The following is a 13,795-nucleotide window of genomic DNA, read 5'->3' on the forward strand; positions in this document are numbered from 1 at the left end:
TTCATTCCTCGGCGTTCTTAATCGTTTAGCGCGCGGCTCGATACGCCATCGAAGCGGCGGCTGTTGAAAAACTGGTGGATGGACGCGCGCAGCTCCTCCACCTCGTCGAATTCGACGTACGTCACGTCGACCAGGTCCTCGAGTTCGCGGATCAGGGTCGTCTTGATCGGTGCGCCTTTCCACACAAGGAACAGCACCGGGGTGCGCCGTCCCTTGAAGATGTGGTAACTCAGTTCGAAGGCACTGCTTTCGCTCATGCCGACGCGGATGTTGATCATCACGTCCGCGTGGTCCAGCAATCCCAGGCGGTGGTTGCGGAAGTTCCGGGGCGTGAACGGCATGTGCTGCTCGCGTTCGAAGGAGTGCTTGAACGTGAGGGCGCTTTCGGCCTGCGTGCCGGTCAGGTAATCGAACGCATACGGTGCCCCGTTGGCGCTGTCGATCAGGTGCATGATGTCGCTGATCATGCGCTGCTGCCGCGCGTCCGATTCGGTGAACGGCTGGCGGATGAACACCTTCAGCGGCTCGGCACCCGCCACGCGCTTGCGCTCGTGCCGGCGGCGCTCGGGAATCGTGGCCGCGGCCGCCGCCACGTCGGCCTCGGTCGGCGCCAGGCGGCCGCGCGCGGACGGCGTCGCGGGGGTCTCGCCGTGCAGCGTACGCAAGGAATACAGGCCATAGTTGTCGATGTGGCGGATTCCCTCCAGCGCCGCTTCGGCGCCGGCGATGGTGGTGTAGCACGGCGCACCGCATGCCAGCGCGGCCACGCGCAGCGCGCTCGACGCGTAGATGGCGGCGCGCTTCTCGTCCACGGTCAACACGACCAGGGCGATCTCGCGAGCGCGCATCAGATCGAGCACCTCGGCGTCGTCCACGGTCGCGACCGGAATGTCGGCCGCCGCGATCACGGTCGCGGTGACGTGGCTGGCGCACAGCGTGAAACCGGCCGCGTGCAACTGACGGGCCAGCGCCACGGCGCGCGCCTGGTCGCCGCGCTTGACGCGCATGAAGACCCGGCCTGCGCGCGGGAGGCGTACGTTGGCCGCCAGTTGCGCCTTGTGGAACGCTTCACCGAACGTGGCTCCCACGCCCATCACTTCGCCGGTCGATTTCATTTCCGGGCCGAGGATGGTATCGACGCCGGGGAATTTCGCGAACGGGAACACGGATTCCTTGACGCAGAAGCGGGACGGGACAGCTTCTGCCGTCACGCCCTGGCTCGCCAGCGACTGCCCCGCCATGCAGCGCGCCGCGATCTTGGCCAGTTGCAGTCCCGTGGCCTTCGACACGAACGGCACCGTGCGCGAGGCGCGCGGGTTCACTTCCAGGACGTAGACATGGTCGCGCAGCCTGCCGTCCACCTTGACCTGCTGGATCGCGAACTGCACGTTCATCAGGCCGACGACGTTCAGGCCGCGCGCCATCCGGGAGGTCTGGCGCTTGAGTTCCGCGATCGTCTCCGGCGCCAGGGAATACGGCGGCAGCGAACAGGCCGAGTCGCCCGAATGGATGCCCGCCTGCTCGATATGTTCCATCACGCCGCCGATCACGACGTCGGTGCCGTCCGCGACGCAGTCGACGTCGCACTCGATGGCGTCGTTCAGGAAGCGGTCCAGCAACACCGGCGAATCATGCGACACCTTGACGGCTTCGCGCATGTAGCGTTCGAGGTCGGCCTGTTCATGCACGATCTCCATCGCGCGCCCGCCCAGCACGTACGATGGGCGCACCACCAGCGGATAGCCGATTTCCTCCGCCATGCGCACGGCGTCAAGCTCGGTACGCGCGGTGCGGTTCAGCGGCTGGCGCAGTTCCAGCCTGTTCAGCAGCTGCTGGAAGCGCTCGCGGTCTTCGGCCGCGTCGATCATGTCGGGCGACGTGCCGATGATCGGCACGCCGTTGGCCTCCAGCGCCAGTGCCAGCTTCAGCGGCGTCTGCCCGCCGTACTGGACGATCACGCCTTCCGGCTTTTCCAGGGCAACGATTTCCAGCACGTCTTCCAGGGTGAGCGATTCGAAGTACAGGCGGTCCGACGTATCGTAGTCGGTCGAGACGGTCTCCGGATTGCAGTTGACCATGATGGTCTCGTAACCGTCCTCGCGCAGCGCCATGGCGGCATGGACGCAGCAGTAGTCGAATTCGATGCCTTGGCCGATGCGGTTCGGGCCGCCGCCCAGCACCATGATCTTGCGCTTGTCGGTGGGTTCGGCTTCGCACTCGTCGTCGTAGGTCGAATACAGGTACGCGGTGCGGGTGGCGAATTCGGCGGCGCAGGTGTCGACGCGCTTGTACACGGGGCGCACGCCCAGCTGGTGGCGGCGCGCCCGGACCTCGTCTTCGTGGGTCTTCAGCAGCGCCGCCAGGCGGCGATCCGAGAAACCCTGTTGCTTCAACCTGCGCAGGATGGGTTCGTCCAGGGCGCCGAGGCGCTGGGTCTCCAGCCACAGTTCGACCTCGACCAGGTCCTGGATCTGCGCCAGGAACCACGGATCGATGCGCGACAGACGATGCACGTCGTCCAGCGAATATCCCTGGGCGAACGCGTCGCCGACGAACCAGATTCGCTCCGGACCGGGCGCCGCGAGTTCCGCATCGATCACCTCGGTGTACGATTTCCTGCGCCGCAGCCCATCGACGCCGATGTCCAGGCCGCGCAACGCTTTCTGGAACGACTCCTGGAAGGTGCGGCCCATCGCCATCACTTCGCCCACGGATTTCATCTGCGTGGTCAGGCCTGTGTCGGCACCGGGGAATTTTTCGAAAGCGAAGCGCGGAATCTTGGTGACGACGTAATCGATAGCCGGCTCGAACGAGGCCGGGGTCGCGCCGCCGGTGATCTCGTTGCGCAGTTCGTCGAGCGTGAAGCCAACGGCCAGCTTGGCCGCCACGCGGGCGATCGGAAAGCCGGTGGCCTTGGAAGCGAGCGCGGACGAACGCGACACGCGCGGATTCATCTCGATGACGATCATGCGGCCATCGGCCGGGTTGACCGCGAACTGCACGTTCGAGCCGCCCGTGTCGACGCCGATCTCGCGCAGCACGGCGAGCGACGCGTTGCGCATGATCTGGTATTCCTTGTCCGTCAGCGTCTGCGCCGGCGCGACGGTGATCGAGTCGCCCGTGTGCACGCCCATCGGGTCCAGGTTCTCGATCGAGCAAACGATGATGCAGTTGTCCTTCTTGTCGCGGACGACCTCCATCTCGTATTCCTTCCAGCCGACGAGCGATTCCTCGATCAGCAGTTCGGAGGTGGGCGACAGTTCCAGGCCGCGCGCGCAGATGGCGTTGAATTCACGCGCGTCGTGCGCGATGCCGCCGCCGCTTCCTCCCATCGTGAACGACGGGCGGATGATGACGGGGAAGCCCAGCTTGGCCTGCTCGGCCCAGGCCTCGGCCATGTCGTGGGCCACGCCCGAACGGGCCGAGCCCAGGCCGATCTTCGTCATCGCCTCCTTGAACCGGGAGCGATCCTCGGCCTTGTCGATGGCGTCAGGCGTCGCGCCGATCAGTTCCACGCCATGTTCGGCCAGCACGCCGTGGCGATGCAGGTCGAGCGCGCAGTTGAGCGCCGTCTGGCCGCCCATCGTGGGCAGGACGGCGTCCGGTCTTTCGGTGGCGATGATGCGCGCCACGACTTCCCACTGGATCGGCTCGATGTACGTGACGTCGGCCATGTCCGGGTCGGTCATGATCGTGGCGGGATTGCTGTTGACCAGGATGACCTTGTAGCCCTCCTCGCGCAAGGCCTTGCAGGCCTGGGCGCCCGAGTAGTCGAATTCGCACGCCTGGCCGATCACGATCGGACCGGCGCCGATGATCAGGATGCTGTTGATATCAGTGCGCTTGGGCATTGCCTGCCTCCATCAGCGAGATGAAACGGTCGAAAAGGGTGCCCAGGTCGTGCGGACCGGGCGAGGCCTCGGGGTGGCCCTGGAAACAGAAGGCCGGCCTGTCGGTGCGCTCGAAGCCTTGCAACGAACCGTCGAACAGCGACACGTGGGTTACCCGGCAATTGGGCGGCAGCGTGGCCGCGTCGACCGCGAAACCGTGGTTCTGGGAGGTGATCATGACCCGGCCGCTGGCCAGGTCCTGCACGGGGTGATTGGCGCCGTGGTGGCCGAACTTCATCTTGACGGTCTGCGCGCCCGAAGCGAGCGCCATGATCTGGTGGCCGAGGCAGATGCCGAAGGTCGGCACGCCCCGCTCGATGATGTCGCGCGACGCGGCGATCGCATAGTCGCACGGGGCCGGATCGCCGGGGCCGTTCGACAGGAACACGCCGTCCGGATCGAGCGCCAATACCTCCGCGGCACCGGTTTGCGCCGGCACCACCGTCACGCGGCAGCCGCGTTGGGCCAGCATGCGCAGGATGTTGGCCTTGATGCCGAAGTCGTACGCCACCACGTGGAAGCGCGGCGCATCCTGGACACCATGACCTGCGCCAAGGCGCCATTCCGTTTCGCGCCACTCGTAGCGCTCACGGACACTGGCGACCCTGGCCAGGTCCATGCCCCCCAGGCCTTCGAAGCCGCGGGCCAGCGCGACCGTTTCCTCGGCGGACAAGCCGACGGCGATGGCGCCGTTCTGCGCCCCCTTGCTGCGCAGGATGCGCGTGAGCTTGCGGGTGTCGATGCCGGCGATGGCGACGACGCCCTGGGCCTTCAGGTAATCCGAGAGTGCCTGGGTCGAGCGAAAGTTCGATGCCAGCAGCGGCAGATCCTTGATGACCAGGCCCGCGGCGTGGACCCGCGCTGCGGGACCATCGGACGATTCACCGTCTTCCGGATTGACGCCGGTGTTGCCGATGTGCGGATAGGTCAGCGTGACGATCTGGCGCATGTAGCTGGGATCGGTCAAGATTTCCTGGTAGCCAGTCATCGCGGTGTTGAAGACGACCTCGCCAGTGGTGTGACCGGTTGCGCCGATGCCATATCCGCGAAAGATGCTGCCGTCCGCGAGGGCGAGTATCGCCCGGGTTTCCGTGCCTGGCGCTCGGTCGAGAGGGTGTTTCATGGAGACTCCTCGCAATACGATGTAGTGAAGCGCGCGATGGAAAACCCGCTGCGCATGTGTAGCCTGATGCCAGTTTCCTGCTTTGCAGAAACGACGAGAATCGGAACATTAGCGCACTTTTTTTAGTGCCGCACAGAAATTTTTTTGTGAAACGAAAAAAACGACACTTCGCATATCGATTTACAAGCGTCCTTACGGAACCGTCCGGCTGCCGTTGCCGTCCGATGTGACAATGTGAGTCAATACAGCGCACGCGCTTCGCTATACTCGTCCGGACTTCATCCATCGAGAGGACGCATGAAACGCCGGATCCCGCTGTTGTTCGCCTTTGCATGGCATGTGTCCGCCCACGCGGCCGATCGCCTGCCTGCCCACGTCGCCGGGAGCTGGGGCTCGGCGCAAACCGTCATGTACCTGCAGGCCGACGGCGATGGCCTGATGGCCGGCTCCGCACCGCCGGCCACCGAGGCAGGCAACGCGCGCCCCATCATTGGCTTCCCGGTCCGCGCGGCGCTGGACGGCGACACGCTGCTGCTGCGGCCCTACCTGCCGAAAGGCGCGCCGGCGACGGACGTCGCGATGACCTGCCGCTACGACGCGTCCGCGCCCTCCTTCACGTGCACGGGCCCGGACAAGACGCCGTTCGTCCTGCGCCGCCTCGGCGCGGCACTGCCGCCCGAAGCCACCTCGACGATCGCCGGCCTGAAAGCCCGGCAAAACGGCTCCTGAGGCCAGGCCGTCGTTTACCGAACGACCGTGCAGTTTGCTACACTGGCAGAGCACGCAACCATATTCCAACAGGAGACACAATGCGCCATCTCGCCCACGCCGCCATCCTTACGTTTGCCGCCGCTCTCGCCGCCCCGCTCGCCTGGGCCCAGGACGCTTCGCCCGTCGGACTGTGGAAGACCATCGACGATGCCTCCGGCAAGCCGACCGCCCTGATCCGCATCACGGACAACCAGGGCGAACTGCAGGGGAAGATCGAAAAACTGTTCCGCACGCCGGAAGAGGACCAGAACCCGAAATGCACGCTGTGCCAGGGCGCACGCAAGGACCAGCCGATCGTCGGCATGACCATCGTGTCGGGCCTGCGCAAGAACGGCGACGAGTACACGGGCGGCGAGATCCTCGACCCGAAGAACGGCAAGGTCTACAGGAGCAAGCTGAGCGTCCACGAAGGGGGCAAGAAGCTCGAAGTGCGGGGCTACGTGGGCGTGCCGATGTTCGGGCGGTCGCAGGTCTGGCTGCGCCAGGAATAACGACATTCGTAAATACAACAGGACGTGTCGTGCGCGCCACGGCCGGTGCCGCTATGCTAATCTGATGAATGTTTCATTCAACCAATTGGCATTCACATGATCTTCCTGCGGCTCCTGTCGTTCCTGATCAGCATTGTCATCCCGATGGCGCTGCCCCTCGTGCTCTCCGATGTCAGCACCCGCGGCATGCCCGGCTGGCCCGTGCTGGGCGGCCTGTTCGGCATGAGCCTCGTTTCCGGCAGCTTCCTGTACATCGCCCTGCTGGGGTCGCGCATGCGCCGGTCCATCATCCTGCGCATCCTGGGCGGCCTGCTGCTGCTGCTGCCGATGGCCGCCAGCATTGCCGTCCTGCTGACGCGTACCCAGGAAGAGATGCTGTTGGCCGGCGGCGCGCTGCTCGCGGCCTCGGTGCTGATGTTCATCAGCTTCGTCTTCCCGGGCTTCCCTGAAAGCCAGCGCCCCATGCGCAAGCGCGACCGCCAGGAGCCGGCGGTGCCCTGACGTGAACTAGGCAGGCGGGAGGTTGTCCCACAGGTCACCGGTCGGGCTGATGCGCGGCGCGGCGACGCCGAAATGCCGGTAGGCCAGCGGCGTGGCGATGCGCCCGCGCGGTGTGCGCTGCAGATAACCCTGCTGGATCAGGAACGGTTCCAGCACGTCCTCGATGGTATCCGCCGCTTCGCCGATGGCGGCCGCCAGGTTGCCGATGCCCACCGGGCCGCCGGCGAACTTGAACAGCACCGCTTCCAGCAGCTTCCGGTCCATCACGTCGAAGCCGACCGTATCCACGTCGAGCATGCGCAGCGCGCGGTCGGCCATCTCGCGCGTGATCTCGCCATTACCCTTCACTTCCGCATAATCGCGCACGCGGCGCAGCAGGCGGTTGGCGATGCGGGGCGTGCCGCGGGCGCGCTTGGCGACTTCGCGCGCGCCCTCTTCGTCGGTCGGCGCCTCCAGCAGCGCGGCGCTGCGGGCGACGATCTTCGTCAATTCCTCGACGTTGTAGAACTCCAGCCGGGCGACGATGCCGAAGCGGTCGCGCAGCGGATTCGTCAGCATGCCCGCGCGCGTCGTGGCACCGACGAGCGTGAACGGCTGCAGGTCGAGCTTCACGGAACGCGCGGCCGGGCCTTCGCCGATCATGATGTCGATCTGGTAGTCTTCCAGCGCCGGGTACAGGATCTCCTCGACCACGGGCGACAGGCGGTGAATCTCGTCGATGAACAGGACGTCGTTCGCCTCCAGGTTCGTCAGCAGCGCGGCCAGGTCGCCGGGGCGCTCCAGCACGGGGCCGGACGTCTGGCGCAGGTTGACGCCCATCTCGCGCGCGATGATGTGCGCCAGCGTCGTCTTGCCGAGGCCCGGCGGGCCGAACAGCAGCGTGTGGTCGAGCGCTTCGCGGCGCTTCCTGGCCGCGTGGATGAAGATTTCGAGCTGGTCGCGGATCTTTTGCTGGCCGACGTATTCGTCCAGATGCTTGGGACGCAACGCGCGCTCGATCGCCTCCTCGTTGGGCGAGGCCGGCGCGGCGTCGATGATGCGCTGCTCGGTGAAATTGTCGGTCTGGATGCTCATCGTGGACTTCTAAAAATTACGCCTTGGACAACGCCTTCAACGCCAGCTTGATGCCGTCGGACACGCTGGTCCCGGCCGGCATGTTCTTGATGGCGATGAGGGCTTCCTTGTCAGAATACCCCAAAGCCAGCAGCGCATTGAGCACGTCTGCCTGCGCATCGTCGTGCGGCGTGCCGGCCGCGACGCCAATGTCGGCGCCCAGCTTGCCCTTCAGTTCCAGCAGCAGGCGCTCGGCCGTCTTCTTGCCGATGCCCGGCACCTTGACCAGGCGCCCCGCTTCCTGCAACGTCACGGCCTGGGCGAGATCGTTCACAGTCATGCCGGACAGGATGGACAATGCCGTGCGCGCGCCGACGCCGGTGATCTTGATCAGCTGGCGGAACACGGCGCGCTCGTTCGCCGACCCGAAGCCGAACAGCAGGTGCGCATCCTCGCGCACGACGTAGTGCGTGAACAGCGTGACCTTCTCGCCCGTGTGCGGCAGGTTGTAGAACGTGCTCATCGGTACGTCGACTTCATAGCCGACGCCCTGGCAATCGACGAGCACCTGCGGCGGGTTCTTTTCCAGCAGGACTCCGGAGAGACGACCGATCATGGTGACCTTTCAATAATTAGACGAGGCGGCCGCGCTTCATGTGCAGCGTCGGCTTTTTCGGATTGCCAGGTGCGAGCGTGCCGATCAGTGCCAGCGCATCCTGGCTGTTGGCATGGCAGATGGCAATGCCGAGCGCGTCGGCCGCATCCGCGCCCGGCAGGCCCGGCAGCTTGAGCAGGCGCGCGACCATGTCCTGCACCTGCGCCTTGACGGCCTTGCCCGTGCCGACAACAGCTTGCTTGACCTGCGTGGGCGTGTACTCCGCCACGTCGAGGTCGGCGCCGACGAGGGCCGTGATCGCGGCGCCGCGCGCCTGGCCGAGCAGCAGGGTCGACTGCGGATTGACGTTGACGAAGACTTTTTCGATGGCCGCGCAGGCCGGCTGGTAGGTGGCGACGATTTCGCTGACGCCGGTCAGGATGACTTTCAGCCGCGGCGGCAGCGCGCCTTCGGTGCCCGTCTTGATGGTGCCGGACGCGATGTAGCGCAACCGGTTGCCTTGCTTTTCAATGACGCCGAACCCTGTCGTACGCAGGCCCGGGTCGATGCCGAGAATAATCATTATCGAATGTTATACCGGCGCGGGTGTTTCGTGGGAAAAATACTGTGCAAAAACACAGGTCGAGGCAACAACGTTGCCTCGACCATTCGCCAATTAATGGCGGAAGTGACGCGTACCAGTATAGAGCATGACCACGCCACGTTCATCCGCCGCGTCGATCACTTCCTGGTCGCGCATCGAGCCGCCCGGGTGGATGACGCAGGTCGCGCCCGCGTCGGCGACGACATCGAGACCGTCGCGGAACGGGAAGAACGCATCCGACGCCACGGCCGAGCCCACCAGCGACAGCCCGGCGTTCTGCGCCTTGATCGAGGCGATGCGCGCGGAGTCGATGCGGCTCATCTGGCCGGCGCCCACGCCGAGGGTCATGCCGCCGGCGCAGAACACGATCGCGTTCGATTTGACGTACTTGGCCACGCGCCAGGCGAACATCAGGTCCTGCAGCTGCTGCGGGGTCGGCTGCTTTTTCGACACGACGCGCAGGTCGCCCATGCCGACGTTCTTCGCGTCCGGCGACTGCACGAGCAGGCCGCCACCCACGCGCTTGACGTCGTACACGTTCTGGCCGTCGCCCAGGGCGATTTCCAGCAGGCGCACGTTCTGCTTGGCCGACATGATCTGCAGCGCTTCGGCCGTGAACGCCGGGGCGATCAGGACTTCCACGAACAGCTTGGCGATGGCTTCCGCCGCCGGGCCGTCGACCGGCACGTTGAAGGCGATGATGCCGCCGAAGGCCGAGGTCGGGTCGGTCTTGAGGGCGCGCTGGTAGGCGTCCAGCGCGTCGGCGCCGATCGCGACGCCGCACGGGTTCGCGTGCTTGATGATCACGCAGCCGGCCGGCATGTTGAAGCCGCCCAGCGACTTGACGCATTCCCAGGCCGCGTCCGCATCGGCGATATTGTTGTACGACAGTTCCTTGCCCTGCAGCTGGCGGTAGTTGGCCAGGCTGCCGGTGGCCGGCACGAGGTCGCGGTAGAACGCGGCCGTCTGGTGCGGGTTTTCGCCGTAGCGCATGTCCTGGACTTTTTCGAAGTGCAGGTTCAGCGTCTGCGGGTAGGCGGCGCGGTTCGTGTGATCCTTGTCCGGGCCAAGGCTCGTCAGGTAGTTCGTGATGGCGGCGTCGTATTGCGCCGTGTGCGCGAACACTTTCTTGGCCAGGCGGAATTTCGTCTCGTAGCCGACGCTGCCGGCCGCTTCGCCGGTACCTTTCATCTCGGCCAGCACCGGACCGTAGTCGGCCGGGTCGACGATGACGACGACGTCGCGGTGGTTCTTGGCCGCCGAGCGCAGCATGGTCGGGCCGCCGATATCGATGTTCTCGATCGCGTCTTCCAGCGAGCATTGCTCCTTGGCGACGGTGGCCTGGAACGGGTACAGGTTGACCACCACCATGTCGATCTGCGGGATGCCGTGCTCTTCCAGCTTGGCAACGTGTTCCGGGAAGTCGCGGCGGGCCAGGATGCCGCCGTGGACCTTCGGATGCAGCGTCTTCACGCGGCCATCGAGCATTTCCGGGAAGCCAGTGTAGTCGGCGACTTCGGTGACCGGCACGCCATTGTCCTGCAACAGTTTGGCGGTACCGCCAGTGGACAGGATGTTCACGCCGAGGGCGGACAGCGCACGCGCGAAATCGAGGACGCCGGTTTTGTCGGAAACGGAGATGAGTGCTTGTTTGATCATGGGAGTGGCCTGTTGAAAAAAATCTGGACGGGCTCGCGCACGCCGGACAAAGGGCCCGACGCACGCCTGCACGCCCCGGCCCCTCCGCCGGCGCTTACAGCAGCCCGTGCTCCTGCAACTTCTTGCGTAATGTATTGCGATTAATGCCCAGCATCTGGGCGGCATGCGACTGATTGCCCTCCGCCCGCGTCATCACCACTTGCAGGATCGGTTTTTCGACGGTCAGGAGCATCATGTCGTAGATGTTCGTCGGTTTCTGCTCGCCCAGGTCGTTGAAATAGTCTTCGAGGCTTTTTTGAACGACTTCCTGGATACTTTCTTTGCTCATGGTTTACAGCTTCATCCTGGTTAAATGCTGCTTTTGGCAGCGTTTGTCTCCGACGTTCTTCTAATTGTTGTTTAAAGGAGTCTCGGAAACCGTCGCGAGCGGCAGTAATTTTGTTCGAGAAGCACAGCTGTACGCTAGTACAGCGAGCATCGCAGGACAAAATGGCAACGCGCAGCAGGTTTACGGGCCTCCTTTTAGGCGGCAATCGCGTCATCGTCAGGATGCGCGGGCCGGTATTGTAACCGGTCGCCATACCGGTGTTGCGATTTAAAAAACTCATCGACGGCGGATAATTGTTCAGCGGTCGATTCCAAACGGTTCATGCGCTGGCGGAATTCTTCGCCGCCGGGCAGGTCTTCGACATACCAGCCGATGTGCTTGCGCGCCGTGCGCACGCCCAGGTATTCGCCGTAAAAGGCGTAGTGGGCCGGCAGGTGTTCGTGCATCAGCTCACGCACCTCGTCCACCAGCGGCGGCGGCAGGTACGCCCCCGTGCGCAGGAAGTAATCGATTTCGCGACAGATCCAGGGACGGCCCTGGGCGGCGCGGCCGATCATCACCGCATCGGCGCCGGTGTAATCCAGCACGAACTTCGCCTTGTCCGGCGTCGTGATGTCGCCGTTCGCCACGACGGGTATCTTCACGGCGGCCTTGACGGCGGCGATGGTGTCGTACTCCGCATCGCCCTTGTAGCCGTCGGCGCGGGTGCGGCCGTGCAGGGTCAGCATCGCGATGCCGGCCTCCTCGGCCATGCGGGCGATCGTCAGCGCGTTCTTGTTTTGGCGATCCCAGCCGGTGCGGAATTTCAGGGTGACGGGGACATCGACGGCGTTCACGACGGCGTCCAGGATGCGCTGCACGAGGTCTTCGTGCTGCAGCAGCGCCGAACCGCACCAGTTATTGCACACCTTCTTGACCGGACACCCCATATTGATGTCGATGATCTGGGCGCCGCGCTCGACGTTGAACCTGGCGCATTCGGCCAGGTCGTGCGGGTCGGCACCGGCGATTTGCACGGCCTTCGGCTCCATCTCGCCCGCATGGTCCGTGCGCCGCGACGATTTCTCGCTGGCCCACAGGCGCGGATTCGACGCGGCCATCTCGGACACCGCATAGCCCGCGCCCAGCGTCTTGCACAGCTGGCGGAACGGACGATCGGTCACCCCGGCCATCGGGGCGACGAAGACATTGTTACGCAGCGTATAAGGACCAATTTGCACGGCAGAAAATTCACGGGAAGCGACGGGAACTCGCTATTTTACCCGAAGCGCTGCTCAATTTATCAGCACATTTTTTTATGGGATTGTTGCGCACGCGCCAGAAAACGCTTGCCAACCCCACCAGCATGCCTTTTAGGGAAGCTCGTCGAGCACGGCCGGACGCAGGTGATCGACCTCGCCCCAGCTACCCAGGACGAGGCTGCGATCGGCCGGGTCGAAGCGGAAACGGTTGATGCTGGCGTTGTAGACCTTGAAGTCGCGCGGCGTCTCCAGCGGCAGCCCGCGCGCCAGGCGGTAGGCACATTCCAGCACGCCGCCATGCGCGACGAGCGCGATCGTCTTGCCGGGATGGTCCGCCGCCAGCGCGAGGATGGCGCCGGTCGCGCGGTCGAAGAACGACCGGAAGCTCTCGCCCACGTTGCGGCCCGGCGGCAGTTGCGCATCGACGTCGCGCGCCTGCCAGGCGGCGAATTCACGTGGGAAACGTTCTTCGATCTCGCTGTACAGCAAGCCTTCGAAGCCGCCATAGCCGCGCTCGCGCAGCGCCGGGTCGATGGCCACCGTCAGTCCGCGGCGGTCAGCCACGGCCTGGGCGGTCTGGTGGGCCCGGCGCAAGTCGCTCGCGACGATGAGGTCGAGAGGCTCGCCCGCGAGCGCGCCCGCCAGCAGTGCGGCCTGGCGCTCGCCTTCGTCGTTCAGTGGAATGTCCAGGTGGCCTTGCAGGCGGCGTTCGGCGTTCCAGGCCGTTTCGCCGTGACGGATCAGGAGGATGTCGGTGGGTGCTGCGGATGCGTTCGTTGTCGTCATGCGGATGCGCCGCTCCGCACCGCGGAGCGATCATTCAAGCGTAGCTTGTCAAAAAAATCAGGAAGGCTGGCCGATCAGGTTGCCCGTCACGTCCGGGTTCAGCGAGTACACGCCGAAGATCTTCGCCTCGTCCAGGATGTGCCCCGTGATGGCCAGGCGCACTTCCTTGCCCGTGAAGCGGCCCGCCAGCGGCAGGCGCGGGATGTCGAGGGCGTACAGCGTAAAGACATAGGTGTGCACGCGTTCGTCGTTCCATGGGGGGCACGGGCCGTCGTAGCCATAGTATTCGCCGGCCATGTCCGGGTCGTTCGCGAACCAGCCCGTGTAATCGTTGATGCCGTGGCGGAGCTGGTGTTCCGTGCCGTTCTTGATCGTGAACGGCACCAGCGGCCCGCTCTTGCCGCCCGGCGTGACCATGTCCGAGAACTTGCCCTCGGCGAAGGATTTCAGGCACACGGGAATGTCGACGAGGGACCAGTGATAGAAGTCCGTGCGCGGCAGCGCATCGGGCACGGTCCGGCCCTCCTTGTTCACGTCCGTGCCGTCCGTCGGCACGTCGATGTCGTGCACGAGCAGGACCAGCGACTGCGTACCGGCCGGCACGTCGTCCCAGGCGATGTGCGGGCTGCGGTTGGTCGACAGCTTGATGTGGTTGCCGGGATCCATCTCGGCGAACGCACATCTGGGCGGAATCATGTCGCCCTCGGTAAAGGAATCGCTCCAGATCTTCATGTTCTTTCTCCCTGCATCCTT

Annotated in this window: 13 protein-coding genes; 3 read left to right on the forward strand and 10 right to left on the reverse strand. The window is 65.0% G+C overall.

What is annotated here, in order from left to right:
• Window positions 1–17: 17 nt before the first annotated feature.
• The gene (carB, locus tag ACEN9G_RS07830; protein ID WP_483126545.1) at window positions 18–3,851 is read right to left on the reverse strand and encodes a carbamoyl-phosphate synthase large subunit; all 3,834 of its coding nucleotides are present in this window, start codon (window positions 3,849–3,851) and stop codon (window positions 18–20) included.
• Window positions 3,835–5,013 (reverse strand): glutamine-hydrolyzing carbamoyl-phosphate synthase small subunit, encoded by a 1,179-nt coding sequence (gene carA / locus ACEN9G_RS07835; protein WP_413338747.1) that lies wholly within the window; start codon window positions 5,011–5,013, stop codon window positions 3,835–3,837. The genes carB and carA overlap by 17 nt, the downstream gene beginning before the upstream one ends.
• 297 nt (window positions 5,014–5,310) lie before the next feature.
• Here carA and ACEN9G_RS07840 point away from each other — a divergent pair, with 297 nt between their 5' ends.
• From ACEN9G_RS07840 to ACEN9G_RS07850, 3 genes are all read left to right on the forward strand, one after another.
• Window positions 5,311–5,742 carry a hypothetical protein gene (locus tag ACEN9G_RS07840; protein ID WP_413338749.1) on the forward strand — a complete coding sequence of 144 codons (432 nt, stop codon included), beginning with the start codon at window positions 5,311–5,313 and terminating at the stop codon, window positions 5,740–5,742.
• 80 nt (window positions 5,743–5,822) lie between these two features.
• Window positions 5,823–6,275 carry a DUF2147 domain-containing protein gene (locus ACEN9G_RS07845; protein ID WP_413338751.1) on the forward strand — a complete coding sequence of 151 codons (453 nt, stop codon included), beginning with the start codon at window positions 5,823–5,825 and terminating at the stop codon, window positions 6,273–6,275.
• A 96-nt stretch (window positions 6,276–6,371) separates the two neighbouring features.
• A complete protein-coding gene (locus ACEN9G_RS07850; protein WP_413338753.1) occupies window positions 6,372–6,776 on the forward strand; it encodes a hypothetical protein in 405 nt (134 codons plus the stop codon).
• A gap of 6 nt (window positions 6,777–6,782) precedes the next feature.
• On the opposite strand, the gene ruvB is transcribed toward ACEN9G_RS07850, so the two are convergent.
• From ruvB to ACEN9G_RS07890, 8 genes are all read right to left on the reverse strand, one after another.
• On the reverse strand, window positions 6,783–7,850 hold the full coding sequence (gene ruvB / locus ACEN9G_RS07855; protein WP_413338755.1) for a Holliday junction branch migration DNA helicase RuvB: 1,068 nt from the start codon (window positions 7,848–7,850) through the stop codon (window positions 6,783–6,785).
• 16 nt (window positions 7,851–7,866) lie between these two features.
• A complete protein-coding gene (ruvA, locus tag ACEN9G_RS07860) occupies window positions 7,867–8,445 on the reverse strand; it encodes a Holliday junction branch migration protein RuvA (RefSeq protein WP_036235449.1) in 579 nt (192 codons plus the stop codon).
• A 16-nt stretch (window positions 8,446–8,461) separates the two neighbouring features.
• Window positions 8,462–9,007, reverse strand: a complete 546-nt coding sequence (gene ruvC / locus ACEN9G_RS07865; RefSeq protein WP_413338757.1) for a crossover junction endodeoxyribonuclease RuvC — start codon at window positions 9,005–9,007, stop codon at window positions 8,462–8,464.
• A gap of 93 nt (window positions 9,008–9,100) precedes the next feature.
• Complete coding sequence (gene purH, locus ACEN9G_RS07870; RefSeq protein ID WP_413338759.1) at window positions 9,101–10,687, reverse strand: bifunctional phosphoribosylaminoimidazolecarboxamide formyltransferase/IMP cyclohydrolase; 1,587 nt, start codon at window positions 10,685–10,687, stop codon at window positions 9,101–9,103.
• 94 nt (window positions 10,688–10,781) lie between these two features.
• Complete coding sequence (locus tag ACEN9G_RS07875; RefSeq protein WP_036235444.1) at window positions 10,782–11,015, reverse strand: helix-turn-helix domain-containing protein; 234 nt, start codon at window positions 11,013–11,015, stop codon at window positions 10,782–10,784.
• Between the two features lie 194 nt (window positions 11,016–11,209).
• A complete protein-coding gene (dusB, locus tag ACEN9G_RS07880) occupies window positions 11,210–12,235 on the reverse strand; it encodes a tRNA dihydrouridine synthase DusB (RefSeq protein WP_413338761.1) in 1,026 nt (341 codons plus the stop codon).
• Between the two features lie 132 nt (window positions 12,236–12,367).
• Window positions 12,368–13,042: a histidine phosphatase family protein gene (locus ACEN9G_RS07885; RefSeq protein ID WP_413338763.1), complete on the reverse strand. Its 675-nt coding sequence runs from the start codon at window positions 13,040–13,042 to the stop codon at window positions 12,368–12,370.
• A gap of 57 nt (window positions 13,043–13,099) precedes the next feature.
• A complete protein-coding gene (locus ACEN9G_RS07890; RefSeq protein ID WP_056122360.1) occupies window positions 13,100–13,774 on the reverse strand; it encodes a YbhB/YbcL family Raf kinase inhibitor-like protein in 675 nt (224 codons plus the stop codon).
• Window positions 13,775–13,795 lie beyond the last annotated feature (21 nt).

The sequence above is a fragment of the Massilia sp. Masssp94 genome, assembly GCF_059491305.1.